20 protein-coding genes and 1 pseudogene are annotated in these 15,175 nt (G+C 44.3%); 3 read left to right on the plus strand and 18 right to left on the minus strand.

Going from position 1 to position 15,175, the window contains the following annotated elements:
• A partial coding sequence (locus O8C68_00205) for a flavodoxin family protein (protein MCZ7394224.1) occupies positions 1-189 on the plus strand: 189 nt, incomplete at its 5' end.
• Between the two features lie 41 nt (positions 190-230).
• On the opposite strand, the gene O8C68_00210 is transcribed toward O8C68_00205, so the two are convergent.
• Both O8C68_00210 and O8C68_00215 read right to left on the minus strand, forming a co-directional pair.
• Positions 231-377 carry a hypothetical protein gene (locus O8C68_00210; protein MCZ7394225.1) on the minus strand — a complete coding sequence of 49 codons (147 nt, stop codon included), beginning with the start codon at positions 375-377 and terminating at the stop codon, positions 231-233.
• 115 nt (positions 378-492) lie between these two features.
• Complete coding sequence (locus O8C68_00215) at positions 493-1,635, minus strand: aldo/keto reductase (protein ID MCZ7394226.1); 1,143 nt, start codon at positions 1,633-1,635, stop codon at positions 493-495.
• A gap of 602 nt (positions 1,636-2,237) precedes the next feature.
• Between O8C68_00215 and O8C68_00220 the strand changes: the two genes are divergently transcribed.
• Positions 2,238-2,903 (plus strand): nitroreductase, encoded by a 666-nt coding sequence (locus tag O8C68_00220; GenBank protein ID MCZ7394227.1) that lies wholly within the window; start codon positions 2,238-2,240, stop codon positions 2,901-2,903.
• A 196-nt stretch (positions 2,904-3,099) separates the two neighbouring features.
• Here O8C68_00220 and O8C68_00225 read toward each other — a convergent pair whose 3' ends face one another.
• The 6 genes from O8C68_00225 to O8C68_00250 all read right to left on the minus strand — a co-directional run bounded on the left by O8C68_00225 (position 3,100) and on the right by O8C68_00250 (position 7,097).
• Positions 3,100-3,810, minus strand: coding sequence for a DNA alkylation repair protein (locus O8C68_00225; GenBank protein ID MCZ7394228.1), 711 nt, complete (start codon positions 3,808-3,810; stop codon positions 3,100-3,102).
• Positions 3,811-3,893: 83 nt separating this feature from the next.
• Positions 3,894-4,379, minus strand: coding sequence for a hypothetical protein (locus O8C68_00230; GenBank protein MCZ7394229.1), 486 nt, complete (start codon positions 4,377-4,379; stop codon positions 3,894-3,896).
• 228 nt (positions 4,380-4,607) lie between these two features.
• Positions 4,608-4,898: a cyclophilin-like fold protein gene (locus O8C68_00235; protein ID MCZ7394230.1), complete on the minus strand. Its 291-nt coding sequence runs from the start codon at positions 4,896-4,898 to the stop codon at positions 4,608-4,610.
• On the minus strand, positions 4,882-5,730 hold the full coding sequence (locus O8C68_00240) for an SDR family oxidoreductase (protein ID MCZ7394231.1): 849 nt from the start codon (positions 5,728-5,730) through the stop codon (positions 4,882-4,884). Before O8C68_00240 ends, O8C68_00235 begins: the two co-directional genes overlap by 17 nt.
• Positions 5,731-5,733: 3 nt before the next feature.
• Entirely contained in the window at positions 5,734-6,474 is a 741-nt protein-coding gene (locus tag O8C68_00245; GenBank protein MCZ7394232.1) for a type 1 glutamine amidotransferase domain-containing protein, read from the minus strand.
• Positions 6,475-6,524: 50 nt separating this feature from the next.
• Complete coding sequence (locus tag O8C68_00250) at positions 6,525-7,097, minus strand: flavin reductase family protein (protein MCZ7394233.1); 573 nt, start codon at positions 7,095-7,097, stop codon at positions 6,525-6,527.
• Between the two features lie 215 nt (positions 7,098-7,312).
• Here O8C68_00250 and O8C68_00255 point away from each other — a divergent pair, with 215 nt between their 5' ends.
• Positions 7,313-7,471, plus strand: a complete 159-nt coding sequence (locus O8C68_00255) for a hypothetical protein (protein ID MCZ7394234.1) — start codon at positions 7,313-7,315, stop codon at positions 7,469-7,471.
• A gap of 160 nt (positions 7,472-7,631) precedes the next feature.
• Here O8C68_00255 and O8C68_00260 read toward each other — a convergent pair whose 3' ends face one another.
• The 10 genes and pseudogenes from O8C68_00260 to O8C68_00305 all read right to left on the minus strand — a co-directional run bounded on the left by O8C68_00260 (position 7,632) and on the right by O8C68_00305 (position 15,159).
• Positions 7,632-7,763, minus strand: coding sequence for a hypothetical protein (locus O8C68_00260; protein ID MCZ7394235.1), 132 nt, complete (start codon positions 7,761-7,763; stop codon positions 7,632-7,634).
• A 253-nt stretch (positions 7,764-8,016) separates the two neighbouring features.
• Positions 8,017-8,205, minus strand: coding sequence for a hypothetical protein (locus O8C68_00265; protein ID MCZ7394236.1), 189 nt, complete (start codon positions 8,203-8,205; stop codon positions 8,017-8,019).
• A gap of 164 nt (positions 8,206-8,369) precedes the next feature.
• Complete coding sequence (locus tag O8C68_00270) at positions 8,370-8,744, minus strand: DUF5615 family PIN-like protein (GenBank protein ID MCZ7394237.1); 375 nt, start codon at positions 8,742-8,744, stop codon at positions 8,370-8,372.
• Between the two features lies 1 nt (position 8,745).
• A complete protein-coding gene (locus tag O8C68_00275) occupies positions 8,746-8,970 on the minus strand; it encodes a DUF433 domain-containing protein (GenBank protein MCZ7394238.1) in 225 nt (74 codons plus the stop codon).
• Positions 8,971-9,136: 166 nt separating this feature from the next.
• Entirely contained in the window at positions 9,137-9,487 is a 351-nt protein-coding gene (fpoO, locus tag O8C68_00280) for a F420H2 dehydrogenase subunit FpoO (GenBank protein ID MCZ7394239.1), read from the minus strand.
• Positions 9,488-9,490: 3 nt separating this feature from the next.
• A complete protein-coding gene (locus O8C68_00285) occupies positions 9,491-10,969 on the minus strand; it encodes an NADH-quinone oxidoreductase subunit N (protein MCZ7394240.1) in 1,479 nt (492 codons plus the stop codon).
• Entirely contained in the window at positions 10,966-12,462 is a 1,497-nt protein-coding gene (locus O8C68_00290) for a NuoM family protein (protein ID MCZ7394241.1), read from the minus strand. Before O8C68_00290 ends, O8C68_00285 begins: the two co-directional genes overlap by 4 nt.
• Positions 12,463-14,415, minus strand: a complete 1,953-nt coding sequence (nuoL, locus tag O8C68_00295) for an NADH-quinone oxidoreductase subunit L (protein ID MCZ7394242.1) — start codon at positions 14,413-14,415, stop codon at positions 12,463-12,465.
• 1 nt (position 14,416) lies between these two features.
• Positions 14,417-14,713: a F420H2 dehydrogenase subunit FpoK gene (fpoK, locus tag O8C68_00300; protein ID MCZ7394243.1), complete on the minus strand. Its 297-nt coding sequence runs from the start codon at positions 14,711-14,713 to the stop codon at positions 14,417-14,419.
• A 2-nt stretch (positions 14,714-14,715) separates the two neighbouring features.
• Positions 14,716-15,159, minus strand: a pseudogene (locus O8C68_00305) (NADH-quinone oxidoreductase subunit J).
• Between the last annotated feature and the right edge of the window lie 16 nt (positions 15,160-15,175).

Genomic DNA, 15,175 nt, shown 5'->3' on the forward strand with positions numbered 1-15,175 from the left:
ATACATGCTTTTGACTCGATCAATCATTTCTTCCATATCAATCAGATGATCGTCCCGGGTTCAAGTTACTGGAACATGGGCATGGGAAGAGAAATTGGGGATGTTGATAAAGACGAAGAAGGAATCCGGAACATGAAGAATCTCGGAGAGAATATGGCATGGCTGCTTAAGAAAATAAGAAGTGAATGATTTGATTTTGTCTTAAGAGCTGACAACTGTCCTCTCCACACCTATCTGCTCCCCGGCTTCTTGTTCTTGAACTGCTGGATCATAACAGCGATCTTGAAAGTTATCCTCTGGGGCAGCTCATCTTTTTCCACAGGAACATGCAACTTCTCAGCTAGTCTGCTGATGACCGCCGGCTTGAAACTATTCACCAGGTAATCCTCAATACCGTCTTCCCTGGTAAGTTACTCACTGACCAGCCCTCCTGGATCGAGGCATGAACCTTGAGGAGTGCAGAGCAACCCGATGTGAGTCTTTGCGAAGTAATCACTTTCCGAAGTAGGCTGCAACCTTCTTGAGGTATTCTCGAATTGGTATGCCCTGTGGACACTTCTCCTCGCATTCCCCGCATTCCTGGCATTGGGATGCGAATCCAGGGCTTCCGGTTAAAAAACCACTCAATACAATATCGTATTGGAGGCTGGCAGCGTCAGGCGCATCGAACATGCAGCCTTGATTGTACATCTCAAAACACTCAGGGATGCTAACGTTGGATGGACATGGCATACAGTATCTGCAGCCTGTGCATGGAATCTTGATGCGCTTCTTATACTCGATCTCCACCTCTTTAAATAAGCTAAGTTCCTCTTGAGAAAGCGAGTTAGGAAGACCACTCTTTGCATATCCGATGTTTTGCTCAACCTGTTCGAAGGAAGACATGCCGGATAAAACCACTGTCACTTCAGGATGATTCCATACCCACCGCAGGGCCCATTCTGGAAGGCTTCTCCGGATAGGAGCCTTTTTCCAAATGTTGTTGATGGAAGGAATGTCCTTGGTGAGCATACCGCCGCGCAGAGGCTCCATGATCACAATTCCAAGTCCATGGTCAGCTGCATACCTGAGGCCCTCTGTTCCAGCTTGATTCTGCTCATCCATGAAATTGTATTGGATCTGGCAGAACGTCCAATCATATGCATCTACAATCTCCTTAAATAATGCCAGCTCGTCGTGGAATGAGAAACCTGCATACTTAATTCTTCCATCGGCAATGGCACTATCCAAGAAGTCGGTAACACCCAATGTACTGAGATTTTCCCAGAATGGTTTCATGAGTCCGTGGACCAAGTAAAAATCGATATGATCTGTCTGTAACCGCTTGAGCTGCTCATCAAGATAACGATCCATATCAGCACGTGATTTGATCAGCCAGCTGGGAAGCTTGGTAGCCAGGTTCACCTTCTCGCGATATTCTCCCTGAAGTGCACGACCAAGGAAAGGCTCGCTCTTCCCATTATGGTATGGATAGGCAGTGTCAACGTAGTTCACGCCATGATCTATGGCATACCTGAGCATATCAGTAGCCTGGTTTTCATCGATGTTTCCATCTTTTGTTACTGGCAGGCGCATGCATCCGAAGCCCAGTATAGAGAGACCAGATTCCACTTTATTCATTTTTCTAAATAGCATAGTCTCATCTCAGATTTTGCATATTCTTTTTCTCGACATCCTCACTATCGAATAAAATGATATTCAATGTAAGTGAGACATACATGAGTATGGGTAATAATGGTATCGCAATGATTTCTACGTACGCTAAGGAATTAGCACCTCACTAAATCTCTATTGAACTTGCATTTTCAATTCAATCGGGCTGTACAAGTAGGAAATATCAATACAACAGGTGAGAGACGCTAACCAGGGAAGAATACGATAAACTCGTTAAAGTCTTACAGACCTCCAGGATGAGCTAATGATTCGGTTAGGGGATTGCCACAGGCATTCGGAGGGAAGATATGTGCAACATTGAGTGTGACAACATATAACAAAGAAGCAGCGGAGGATGCCTGGGAAAAAGCCTTGCAGTTCTTAAAGAAATATCTTTGAAACATGAATCGATTGGTACATATTGTAATTCCAGGAGCGAAGGGATTGATAACTTATACAATCTGATGGATTGCCGGGAAGAGCGAAACTTTTAAGCGAAAGGATAATATGAGAATTAATTCAATAATTGTCATTACAGAAATTCTCCGGCTTTCCTGCCGGCAACTAATAAAGAGGTGAATTTTATGGATGTTACGGATGCACTGTATTCCCGTTATAGCACCCGGGCTTTTAAACCCGATTCAGTCGATAAGGAAACCATCACCAGGATCCTGGAAGCAGCAACCCGAGCACCCTCATGGGCCAATACACAGCCATGGGAAATATTCGTTGCCGGCGGGGAGGTTTTGAACAGGCTGCGCAATGCCTATTTAGAGAATTACCATAAAGATGTACCCGGCAGATCGGATCTACCGAGGCCGCAACAGTGGCCTCCAGCCATGCAAAAACGCATGGAAGAGCTCGGAGAGGAGCGTTTTAAAACTGCAGGTATAGGGCGAGATGATAAAGCTGCAAGGCAGGCGATCTTCGAGACAAACTATAGGTTTTTCGGGGCGCCGGCGGTCATATACCTGTGCATGGATCGCACCCTCACACCCTGGTCAATATTTGATATCGGTATGCTGGCTCAGAGCGTTATGCTGGCGGCGCAGCAGTATGGAGTAGGCACGATCCCTGCTTATATTCTGGCATCTTATCCAGACCTGATCCGAAAAGAGCTGGAGATCCCTGATGGCCTTTCAATCATAATTGGAATTGCACTTGGCTGCAGCGATGCGCAGCATCCCCAGAATAAGTTCAGGAGTCCCAGGCGGCCTATACAGGAAGTTGTGAGGTTCAGGGGCTTCTAATCCCTGCGTCTCTGAAATATCAACGAAAAACGGGACATGGATTACAAAGATCATGGGTTGATGTACACCGATGTATTCCATGAGGACATGCATCACCCGTGCACTTCACGTTCTATAATAACTTTCCTTAACCGATTAGCTCAGTATAACTTCAGTTTTTAATATCCCTATATATACACTTTCTCTAAGAAAGATGCTAAATATTGCCATTCAAATAGGCTTTTTTCCTATTACTATCAAATTTCTCTATAGCATATCTCAGCATAGTTCTTGGCATTTTTCGATGGTGTTTTTCCAGAAATTCTTCTTCTGTCCTGTCATCCCTTTTGCCTATTTCTCTTAACATCCAACCCACTGCTTTGTGAATCAGGTCATGTTTGTCGAATAAAAGAATTTCCGCAATATTTAATGCCTCTTCAAATTTATTGTTTTTTATGAATGTAAATGTGGAAAGTATTGCTGTTCTTCGCTCCCACAGATTATCTGATTTTGCCAATCTGTATAAAATCGATTTGTCTTTATCCAGCAGAAAATCCCCCAAAATATAAGGTGCTGAGCTGTCAACCAGATCCCAATTATTTATGTTTTCCATATGACTCAAATAAAAATCGACGATTTCCTTCTTTCCATTAAAGTCCTCTTTCTTGTACTTAAGAACCAAAATCAATAAGGAAGTAAATCTAAATTCATGGATATTACTTTTCAGCAACTGGCCGATATCATCTAATGGAATACTGGTATATTTTTTCCCTATCTTACGCTGCTCGGGAACTTTAATTCCAAGAAAGATATCACCTTCGCCATATTGGCCTTTTCCTGTCTTGAAGAATTTTAATAAAATTTTAGCTTTTTCAGGATCCTGGATTTCCTGAAGTTCCTCTTTTATATTTTTAAGGTCATTGGCCATAGAGGTTGTGTATATTTTACAAGGATAAATGTGTTTTTGATGTTATTTGCTGGCTGGTCACCTGCTACCAGGTATGGTTCCGTTCATTCAATATCAGAAAAAACGATCCGTCTGATTTTCTCGGAATTATTTCTCAAAAATCCCAATACATCTCTCAGATAAGGTTCTGTTCCCGGAACAACAACAGCACGATCTTTGCCCCAGCTATTTATGCATTTATAAATAGTCTCTTTACCAACCTTTATCCGATCCTTATTCTCCCAAATATTATCGACAGCAAGATGCAGATAGTAGCACCTGATATATTCTTTTCGCGTTGCTTGCAGCCATTTCAGGTCTTCTTTTTGTACCCATTCCTTTTTTCCCCTATCTTTTAACTTTTCACTTGCCATCAAGGTCCTGATTGATACATTCAAGTGCCCGCACACGAAGATCTTTCTTTCAGTATTGTGATCTTCAAATTCCTTTGGAGGATTCATATCATCCATGAATCGATTAATCTCTTCGGATATGACAGATGGTATTCCTGCCATTTCTGCTATTTTATCGTGTTCTGTATATCCTGCCATTTTTCTTCACTTTCCTCCTACCGCAATCTTATAATATAAAACTCTTAAGACCTGAGAATTATCCTCGCCACAATCACTTGACTTCCCCTCTCCCCGTATACTGGCTGAATTCCCACTGCTGCCTTCTGATGCCCTCAAGCACACCTCTCGCCGCATCCTCAGGCAGCGCAAGCATGAGGGCGCCTATAAGCTTGCAGAACCGTATTCCATTTCTTAGAAAATACGTAGTTAATTTATAGCTTCGACTCTAATCCCTTCTCCTTCCTTCACGGTTCTGAAAATCCTTGCATCTCCTATTACCTTACCGAATACGCTTACGGCGCTGTATGCCCTGACCTCGCCGCCCTTGCTTGAAGGCGTGGGACCAAAGAAGATGCACATATTTTTGCCAGGCGGCCAGTAGGCAATATCTCCCACATCAAGCACTTCTTTACCATTTTCAAGCTTTAGGTCAAGCGGTATATCGAAATAAATCTCCTCGCCCCAGCGGTGCGCTGTGGATTCAAAAGGCAGAGGCATGATCCTTGATAAATTGTTTAAAAGTTCTTGGTTTTGTACCGGTGATCTTTTCCACATCATGAGTCAATTTAGCTGCATGCCCATTTTTTATGAAAATAGCCAAACCTAGCAATGCCTCGATCATCCATTCCGGTAATCCAGATTTCTCAAAACTCTTGCGAGCTTTTTCTTCAGATAAATCTATATAATTTATCTTTCTCCCAAGAACTTCTGTCAATATCCCTGCTGCTTCAGCGTAGGAAATAGCTTCTGGCCCAGTTAATTCATATATTTTATTCTCATGTCCTTTGCATGTCAGAACCTCAACTGCAACCGATGCCACGTCACGCGCATCAATAAATCCGGCTTTGCCATTCCCGGCTGAGCTATAAATGCTGTTTTGTTCTCTTATGGTTTGGCCATACGAATTAATGAAATTCTGCATGAAAAATGCCGGTCTTATTATGGTATACGAAATTCCCGATTCTTTAATAAGTTGCTCGGCTTGCCAATGCCATCTTCCGATATTATGAGGGGCAACCTTATCTGCACCCATTGCAGACGATCGGACTATATTATTTAGATCTGCCATTCTTGCATATTTTACAAGTATTTTTGTAAATTCAACTGTTTTGTCAGAAAATGGAGTCAATAAGAAGGCACTGTCAATATTTTTGAAAGCTGCTTCTATTGTTTTGGGTTTTGAATAATCTAATTCCACCCACTCAACACCATCGACATCTGGCTTTCGTGAATGATAGCAAGCTCTCACATTAGCCTTATTTTTTAATTGTTCGACAAGCTCAATTCCAACTGTGCCGGTGGCGCCTGTAACCAAAATTGTTTCTTCCATTTTTCATTCCTCCAACGCTTTTATAACCAATTCAGCTGTTGCCTTCCCTGAGTTCTGTTGTTGGCCAGTTATTAAGTTGCGATCCCTGACCGCATAGGGTTTAAATGCCTCCGCTTTTACAAAATTTGCTCCCAGTTTATTTGCTACGTCCTCTATCCTGAAAGGCATAACCTTTTGCCCAACTGTCTTGTCAACAAAGTCCTCTTCTTCATTGGTGAAGCCGGTCATCTTTTTACCTTTTATTAGGGGAACTCCTTTGTTATTCTTGAGATACAGCAGTAAAGATGTTCCATGGCATAATGCAGCCGATAGCTTGCCACTGTCATAGAACTCCTTGAATTTCCTCTGCAATCCTATCTCTTCTTTAAATGTAAACATGGGAGACTGGCCGCCTACAACAACGATAGCATCAAAATCAGCAGCCGAGAAATCTGTTATTTTAGGAGTATTTTCCAGAATCTTTACAAATTCGGGATTCTCAAAGTATTCCAGACTGGTCTTATCATCTTTTGAATATCCGCTTTCATCCCTTGGGTCGCTCAATGTATCCACCTGGACTTTTCCCCCTTTCGGGCTTGCGATTGTAACCTCATATCCTCTGTGGGTAAACTCCCTGTAAGCGTGGGTCAATTCAGATGCCCAGAAACCTACAGAAAATTTTGTTGTAGTGGCTACTGACGGATTTGCTACGACAATCAAGATTTTCTTCGGCTCAGTTCTCACTGCATTAATAGTTTTAACCATGAATAGTACCTCCACTTTTTCTTTATCTTAATATAGTCAATTTTTAGCATTTAACGCTTTTCTTTTTTGAATTTGTTGCCTATATTCCAGGCTTTTCCAACATAGTCGCCAACCTTCCAAAAACAATTATCTGGCATGGTTAAGAGAAGAGGATTCATTTTTCTAATGTCAAGCTTACCTTCCGTCAGATATTTTTCTTCAGTGAAGGAAGCGATAATTTCACCGATGAAAAAAATGTTTGTTTGAAGGTCTACTCTGTCAACAAGTTTGCACTCAAGACTCAATGAACATTCTGTGATCATGGGAGCCGTTTTAAGCTCCCCATAAAATATTTCGAAGACTTTTGATTTGTCTGTTGTTTTCCCTGAGACAAGTCCACAGTAATCTGTAGCTTCAACCATATCTGCACGGGGAAAGTTAACGCTGAAAGTTTTATTTTCAAAAATGCCTCGTAAGGTATGATGGACTTTGTTAACACCAACTCCTAAAAATGGAGGATCCGCATTGACCCTCGATACCCAGCCAAGTGGCATGAAGTTAGCCCTTCCTTCAACATTAGCACCCAATAACGTCACAGGATTCGGATACACAAAAGTATTCGTACCAATATTGATTTTCTCCATAGCTTAAAACCCCTACATAATAATAAGATATTTTACTATATAATTATATGGCCCTTAATCTAAAAAATCTATTTGTTGAACAATGATCCTACCTATTGTAACAAGTCACAATAGTATCTATGAGGCTCCGCAAAATTAAAAATTTTAATTATTATTAGTTATGAAATAGTTTTATATTTATAGAAATAGTATATGATTATAAGGAGGCTAGGAAAATGGACATATTCGAAGTATTATCCGCTATCTCAAAGAGAAAGAAAGCATTCATGCATAGCGGTATAAACCAACATGAAGCCTTAATGAAAGCCGAACTTGATGTATCAAAAGAATATCACATACCTTTGTTTGACATCAAAAAGTTAGTCAGAGCATGAATTAAAATGTAAAATCCCAGAAGCAGTTTCATTGCTTTTGGATGACTTTATTTCCTTCCATGGGCTTGAGACCAGACGAGTTCCACATGGTGAACTTGAACTTGCCTGCAATGGCATATAACTTGTGTTGGCGAAGTATTAAGGTTAGTGTCTAATCCCCCTATTTGGGGGGGCAAATCTGCTTTTTGGCTGTTATAATTTCTAAAAGGACTTCTGGATAAATGCCACTGTCCCAAAATTCATTATCTTCACGCCAAGAGCAGCTCTTGAAAACGCCTGCTTCAGCCTTCATGACCCCCTGCTTGTCAACCTGATTATGAGATATTGGGGTCGGAAGAATATGTGCAGTCCGCACAGACCAAGGTGCTGCACTTATTTAAAGACATCAAGGACAGGATTAATCTTAAACTTTTGAAAACAAAGACGTTTAGTTCAGGCAATGTTCTACTTGTATATCAGCCGCAAAAAAAATAACCCGGAAATAACTGTAAAGTTATCGCCCAGACCGCCAGTGGTCATATCGGACCGTGATGCGCTCTTCAAGCTCATCCATGCTGTTCTTTTTCCAGCGCATCTGGTTTAAGCTTTTCGAGGAATCCTCCTCCCCTGAGTTCTTCTATGGCGCTTTCGGCGCTTGTCCCGAAACGCTTTTTCCACTCTTTTGCGTTCCTGACTTTTTCCCAGAGCGCATCGTGTTCTTTTCGCCGGGCAACTTGTACTACATTGGTTGTCATAAATTATTGGATAGGTATTGATATACAACTAGATAAGTGAGCATATCATCTTTCCATCCTTCCCGAGATTTCGCCCATCTAAAACAATGCAGAGAGTGAGCGGACTTAACTGCCGAGTCCTGAATTGGTACAGGTGTTTCCCCCGCAGCTATTTCCCTGTTAATTTAAACTCTTGAGTCGCTCCTTCTGATTCGTACTTTCGTTGGCTCTATAATAATCACATTACCCTTGAAATCATCTTCAGATAAATCTTTCAAGCTCTTAAGAAGAAAATTGTTTATCTCAGCAGTCGGCATTTCATTTGGAAAGTGAGATATAACAATCCCAAAGTGCTCGCCAAGTGGGAACCTCAGAATGTTACCAAAATCCCTGTCGCCTGTAAGAACAGCCGCCTCTTCTTTTTGTGCAAACGCATATATTTCTTCATCTGCTGCGCCGCGAAGCCCATAGTCTCTGATGTCCTTAACATCATATCCGAGCTCTCTAAGAATTTTCCCTGTTGAGCGAGGCATATCCTCGTCAATCACAAATCTCGGCATTCTATGCTACCGCTTTTATCCTTTCACCGGATAACGCCTTGGCAGCGTAATTGAGTACTGCAAGAATATCCTCATGTGTGATTTCGTACTCGTCCATGACCTCTTTGTAGGTCATTCCTCCTGCAAGTTTGCCTACGATAAGGTCTATTGGAATACGTGTCCCTGTTATCACAGGTTTGCCAAACCGTACTTTTTCGTCCACGCTGATTCTTGGAGCTATTTCCATGATGTTTATTTTGGTTTTTAGTTTATATATGCTTTCTGTAGCCACAATGTGCTAGCGCGTAAAAGTAAACTCAAGTGAGTTGCGGGGTCGGAGGGAAGGTTGCTCAGGTTGTGGTTTGCCTTATTGCCATTTGAAAGCGGTTAATAAGCATTTTTATTCACAGTACTCAATGATGCTGCCCCTCTTCCTTCTCAGCTTCCTGTCTCTTTATCGTATCCTCGCATGCCTGAAGACAGGCTTCGCAGACAGCCTTATCGACTTCCCTGTGGTAGGGTTCCTGGAAAATAGGTACCTGGATTTTCACCTGGAATAATTGAACGTTTTTCAAGCCGCAGAGGTCGCATTTCTTCCCGTCTACGGGTACTCTGTTAAGGTTTGCCTCATGACAGTTCGCAAGGCATTCTTCATTGATTCCCCTCCACGTACCTGTGGGATATGCAGCCGAAACGCTCCTGTCGTTCACTTTCACAGGGCAAAGCGTTGGTCTTGCCACGCCGCAGAGGTCGCAGTCAGCCATAACTCACACTCCTAAAACATGAGCCGCATTCATCGCCATCTCGATAAACGGCTCGGGGTAAATCCCTATCCCGATAGTCCCTATCACAGCAAGCACGAGAGCAATTACGTAAGGCGCAGGCTCTTTTATCTTTTCTCCAGTCGGAGGAAGCACATACATGTACCTTATCACCCTGGCATAGTAATAAATCGAGAGCGCGCTGTTCAATATGGCTATTATCACTATTAAAAGAAGCCACGAGCTTGCCTGAGCAACAGCCTCGATTATGACCGAATAGAACAATACGAATTTTCCTATGAAGCCTGCCGATGGCGGAATACCCGCCAGAGCCAGCATGAATACAAGCAGGGAAAATGCCGTTATCGGCGCGCGTTTCCCAAGCCCTGCGAAATTCTCAAGGTCATCCGTGTTCTTTGCATCCTTATTGTCTGATAACACCATATATCCCACCACAGCGACTGCAATAAACGCGCCGCCTTTCATCAGGGCATGACCGAGGGCAAGCAGCACGCCTCCTGCTATGGACATCGGTGTTATGACCACGAATGCAAGGGCTATGTAGCCAGCCTGCGCTATCGATGAATATGCAAGCATGCGCTTGATGCTTCGCTGCGAGATTGCCACGATATTGCCGTAGGTCATGGTGATTACCGCAAGAACTGCGAAAGCCATCTGGATATCCAGCCGCAGCGGGAGCACTGCCACGGCGAACAGTACAAGTACCCTGAAGGCTGCAACAAATCCCATCTTCTTTGAGCCTGCCGCAAGCAGCGATGAAACCACCGTGGGTGAGCCTTCGTATGTATCCGGAGCCCACATATGGAATGGAACAAGGGCCATCTTGAAACCAAATCCTGCAATCAAGAAGATTATTGCAATTATACCGAGCGAACCTGCAGCTAAAAGAGGATTTGTCTTGAAGAACTCGATGATTACAGGAATGTTTGTAGAGCCTGTTATGCCGTACACAAGCGACATGCCGAATAAAAGGAGCGCCGAGGAAAGCGAACCTATTATGAAATATTTCAATGCAGCTTCAAGGGATGCCGGGTTCTTTTTCTCAAAACCTGCCAATACATAAGTCGACATGCTTGCAAGTTCAAATCCCACGAACAACGTAACAAGGTCATTGGCAGAAGCCACAACCATCATCCCCACTATGGCAAGGAGAAGAAGGGCATAATACTCATCCTGGTGCCGGTTGTCCTTGAAATAACTGACAGAAGCAATCACTGCAAGCAATGAAACTACCAGGAATATCAATTTAAAGATCTGGGATAGTGGGTCGATTACCAGCGAATTATAGAAAAAGCTCCCGGTTCCTTTTATTCCAAGTATAGATATAATCGAAACCAGAATACCTGCAGCGCTCAGGTATCCAAGCATGTTCTTGGACTTATCGCTCATCAAAAGACCAAACAGAATGATTACCAGCGCCAGTATTGTGAGCAGTATTTCGGGAACAAGCAAAGCATAGCTCATATTATCACTCCTTTTAGCCCTGCGGCAAATTCCACAAGATGTTTTGCATTGGTGGTCATCATGTTAAGCACCGGGTTGGGGTTGAGCCCGAAGAATATTATCAGCAGCACAAGTACAGCCATGGCTGCTATCTCGTAGCTGGCGCCATCGTGGATATGCCCGAGTTTTTCGTTGTAAGTGCCGAATACCGCCCTCTGCATTGCCCAGAGATGATACCCTGCCGTGAACACGATGCCGAAGAGCGCCAGTATCACGAACGTGGGCAATGTGAAATACGAATTAACAAGTATGAGGAATTCAGCTACGAACCCGCTCATCGCCGGTAATCCAAGCGAGGCAAGGAATCCCGCCATCATCAGGAAAGCGAGCTTTGGCATGTGCTTCGCAATCCCGCCAAGGTCGCCGATTATCCTTGTACCTGCGCTATGCTGGATCACGCCGCATGACATGAACAGCACGGCGGTAATGAGACCGTGCGAGAACTGCTGGAACATCGCTCCGCTTACCGAGAGCGGGATAAGGGCTGCGGCGCCAAGCATCACATAACCCATGTGGCTGATACTTGAGTAAGCCACCATCTTCTTGAGGTCGCGCTGCGCCAGCGCCAGGAACGTACCATAGAGTATGCTCAGGACACCGATTATCGCCATTAAGGTTATTAATTTCGCTGGCGAGCCTGAATATGGAAGTATTGGAAGTATTACCCTGAAAAGACCATAGCCTCCCATCTTGAGCAGCAGTGCGGCAAGTATGACGCTGCCTGCGGTTGGCGCTTCCACATGTGCATCCGGAAGCCAGGTATGGAAAGGCACAGCAGGCATCTTCACGATAAAACCAAAGAGGAGTGCAAGGAATATCCCATCCTTCAGAATCGGGGAGCCTATCACAGAGTAGTATTTCAACAGGGTAAACATGTCAAAGCTGGGGGTGCCCGAGATCTGCCATGCATTGAAGTAGAGTGAAAAGATGGCAAGCAGCATCACGAGGCTCGCCACATGCGTGTATATGAAGAACTTGATTGCAGCATAGTCCTTTCTTGGTCCTCCCCAGATGCTGATGAGGAAGTACATCGGTATAAGCACGACTTCCCAGAATATGTAGAATACAAAGAAGTCCAGGGATGTGAAAACCCCAAGCACGCCGACCTGCTCAAGGAGTATCAAACCATAGAACTGGTTTGGCTGTTTTGTCTCTCCCCATGCAAATACAACGGTGAGAGGGATGACTATATTGGACAAAAGCACAAGCGGAAGCCCGATGCCGTCAAGACCGAATTTCAGGCTTACCCCGAGAGTGGCAATCCAGGGAGTCGACTCCAAAAACTGGGGGTCTGAAATACTGCTTGAAAATCGCGAAAGTAAAAACAACGATATCAAAAGTGATGTTCCCGAACTCAGAAGCGCTATGGCACGCGCCTGCTGCCGTGTTCTTGTCAAAAATGTGATTATCGCCCCGATTAATGGGATCGCGATCATCAATGAAATCAAAGCCATTTAAACGCCTCCGAGCTTAAGCAAAATTATTAGCAAACCTATTCCCAGCAATGTTATCGAGGCGTAATTCTGAACCACGCCCGTCTGTATTTTCCTTGCAACTTCACCAAGTTTGATCAACGAGTTGCTGATGACATTATCTATAACAAGCCCGTCGATTATCTTCCTGTCCACGAACTCACCTGACCGTGCAGCAACGCCGTGTGTCAGTTTCACGCCTATTATGTCTGCCGAGATCCGGGGTTCATAATATCTGTTTGTCAGAAGTTTATACAGGGGGTTGTGCGATGGTACAAGCTTACTCATGTCCAGCATTTTCTTATAGTAGATCGCATACGATATCAGAAGACCGAGCACCCCGACAATTACAGGAAGCAGCGTTATTATTAACGATGGCGTAACCTCACCCTCATGAACAGGGACAAACACATTCATTAGTTCAAAATTTTTCTCAAGATAATTGTAAAATCCTGTCTGCGAAAAACCGAAGAAGAGCGCAAACACAGCAAGGATCATGAGCGGTCTTGTCATCACGTCCGGCGATTCATGGGGCTGCCGCTCAGAGCGGGGTGTTCCCGTGAAGGTCATGAACCACAGCCTGAAAATGTAAATGGAGGTAAGAAGGGCTGCTATGATGGCAAAACTATAAGGAATAAAATTTCCGGTTTTATCTCCAAATTCGAACGCACCTTCTATAATAGCATCCTTGCTGAAGAAACCTGCCGTTCCAATATTAATGAACGGGATACCGATTCCTGCAAGCGCCAGTGCTGCTATCAACATTGTGGTTGCAGTAATCTTCATCTTGCCAAACAGTCCCCCCATCTCGCGAATATCGTTTGTACCCATGGCGTGGATCACGCTTCCGGCGCAGAGGAAGAGCAGCGCCTTGAAGAAGGCATGGCTTATGAGGTGGAACATGGATATCCCGACAGCTTTTGCACCGATGGCGATTCCGGCAGTGCCAAGAGCCAGCATCATATACCCTAGCTGGCTCACGGTCGAATAGGCAAGCACCCTTTTTATATCGTTCATCACAAGTCCCATCGTTGCAGCAAAGAGAGCCGTGAAACCGCCTATGTATGCAACAACAAGAAGCGAATCTGGGGCAGCCGCAAACATGGGGAATGTTCTGGCAACAAGATACACCCCCGCAGTGACCATCGTTGCAGCGTGAATCAGGGCGGACACAGTAGTCGGACCTTCCATGGCATCGGGAAGCCAGCCGTGCAACGGGAATTGACCGCTCTTTCCCACCGCGCCGCCGAAGAAAAGTAAAGTGATATAGGTCAATTGTCTGGGGTCGATCAGTGGTATTGCCTCAAACATGGACTTGAACTGCAGGATGAAGCTGCCCGGTGAAAGTGCAAAGGTATGCGCCGTGATAATCTCGCTCATATTGACATAGAGCAGCACGATTCCTGCAAGGAACAGCACGTCGCCCACCCGTGTTACAAGGAATGCCTTTTTTGCAGCGGCTGCAGCAGAGGGCTTGTGGTACCAGAAACCTATCAGGAGAAATGAGCAAAGCCCCACAATCTCCCATGATACGAAGAACTGGAGGATGTTGTCTGACAGAACCACGCTCAGCATTGCGGCTGTAAATAATGAGGTCTCGGCAAAGTAACGCGGCTTTGCAGGGTCATGCGCCATGTATCCCACTGCATAGATGTGGATGAGCAGGCTCACGAATGAAACCATCAGGAGCATTACGATTGCAAGTGGGTCTATCAGTATACCAAGATTCATGCCCGAAAACCAGTTCCAGGACTGCTGGATTACCTTATCCGGGTATATCTCAAGGAAAATCCCGAGCGAGATGATAAACGAGCCAAGGATTGCCGCAATCGGAATATAAGCCCCGCCAGAAGGGAGTTTCTTGCCCAGGAAAAGCGTTAATACAAAACCAATTACAGGCAATAATACGATTAAAGCTGCATAGTCGCTGAACATCCTACCACCTCAGAATGTTGATATTATCAAGATTGATGGTATCGCGCACCCTGAACAATGCAACGAGTATAGCGAACCCTATGGCTGCTTCTGCTGCTGCTATGGCTATTGAGAACGCCGCGAATACCTGACCCGTGGCATTGCCGTTGTAACTTGAAAATGCCACGAGGTTGAGGTTTGCGGAATTCAAAAGAAGCTCTATGCACATAAGGATTTTAATCCCGCTTCTCTGCGTGATGATTCCGTATGAACCTATTGTAAAAATAATTGCTGAAACCAGAAGATACGAATAAAGCATGACTAAGCCTCCTTTTTCGCTATATAAAGCGCGCCGATTAGTGCAGCAAGTAATAGCAGTGAAAGCAGTTCAAATGGAAAAATAAAATCACTGAATATCCCGTTCCTGATATCCGGTCCCCCTGCAATATCCCCGATACTGATAGGGATTACCTCATTTTTTGCAGCCAGTTCGGTGTAGCTATTATCGATTGCCATGAAAAGCACTGCGAATAAGAGCAATGCAATTAATAGATTGGCGGGTTTGTTGGGCATCTATTCTTCCTCTCCCTTTCTGGTTAACATTATGGTGAACAATATGAGCGTGATAACAGCCCCGACATAGACGAGCACCTGTATCCAGGCGATGAACTCTGCCCCAAGAAGAATGAAAAGCCCTGCCGTGCCTATGAGAGCCCCGGCAAGATACACTGCACTGTGGACTAATTTTTTTGCCTGTACCACCATGATGGATGAAAGAATC

The sequence above is a fragment of the Candidatus Methanoperedens sp. genome (assembly GCA_027460525.1).
Taxonomy (GTDB): domain Archaea; phylum Halobacteriota; class Methanosarcinia; order Methanosarcinales; family Methanoperedenaceae; genus Methanoperedens.

Coding starts and splice junctions, on each gene's coding strand:
- nuoL (MCZ7394242.1), bottom strand. CDS start 14,415: ATGTTCAGCGACTATGCAGCTTTAATCGTATTATTGCCTGTAATTGGT.
- O8C68_00215 (MCZ7394226.1), bottom strand. CDS start 1,635: ATGCTATTTAGAAAAATGAATAAAGTGGAATCTGGTCTCTCTATACTG.
- O8C68_00275 (MCZ7394238.1), bottom strand. CDS start 8,970: ATGGAAATAGCTCCAAGAATCAGCGTGGACGAAAAAGTACGGTTTGGC.
- O8C68_00265 (MCZ7394236.1), bottom strand. CDS start 8,205: ATGACAACCAATGTAGTACAAGTTGCCCGGCGAAAAGAACACGATGCG.
- O8C68_00245 (MCZ7394232.1), bottom strand. CDS start 6,474: ATGGTTAAAACTATTAATGCAGTGAGAACTGAGCCGAAGAAAATCTTG.
- O8C68_00285 (MCZ7394240.1), bottom strand. CDS start 10,969: ATGAGCTATGCTTTGCTTGTTCCCGAAATACTGCTCACAATACTGGCG.
- fpoO (MCZ7394239.1), bottom strand. CDS start 9,487: ATGGCTGACTGCGACCTCTGCGGCGTGGCAAGACCAACGCTTTGCCCT.
- O8C68_00225 (MCZ7394228.1), bottom strand. CDS start 3,810: ATGGCCAATGACCTTAAAAATATAAAAGAGGAACTTCAGGAAATCCAG.
- O8C68_00230 (MCZ7394229.1), bottom strand. CDS start 4,379: ATGGCAGGATATACAGAACACGATAAAATAGCAGAAATGGCAGGAATA.
- O8C68_00255 (MCZ7394234.1), top strand. CDS start 7,313: ATGGACATATTCGAAGTATTATCCGCTATCTCAAAGAGAAAGAAAGCA.
- O8C68_00290 (MCZ7394241.1), bottom strand. CDS start 12,462: ATGGCTTTGATTTCATTGATGATCGCGATCCCATTAATCGGGGCGATA.
- O8C68_00270 (MCZ7394237.1), bottom strand. CDS start 8,744: ATGCCGAGATTTGTGATTGACGAGGATATGCCTCGCTCAACAGGGAAA.
- O8C68_00250 (MCZ7394233.1), bottom strand. CDS start 7,097: ATGGAGAAAATCAATATTGGTACGAATACTTTTGTGTATCCGAATCCT.
- O8C68_00240 (MCZ7394231.1), bottom strand. CDS start 5,730: ATGGAAGAAACAATTTTGGTTACAGGCGCCACCGGCACAGTTGGAATT.
- O8C68_00260 (MCZ7394235.1), bottom strand. CDS start 7,763: ATGAAGGCTGAAGCAGGCGTTTTCAAGAGCTGCTCTTGGCGTGAAGAT.
- O8C68_00220 (MCZ7394227.1), top strand. CDS start 2,238: ATGGATGTTACGGATGCACTGTATTCCCGTTATAGCACCCGGGCTTTT.
- fpoK (MCZ7394243.1), bottom strand. CDS start 14,713: ATGCTTTATTCGTATCTTCTGGTTTCAGCAATTATTTTTACAATAGGT.
- O8C68_00235 (MCZ7394230.1), bottom strand. CDS start 4,898: ATGCCTCTGCCTTTTGAATCCACAGCGCACCGCTGGGGCGAGGAGATT.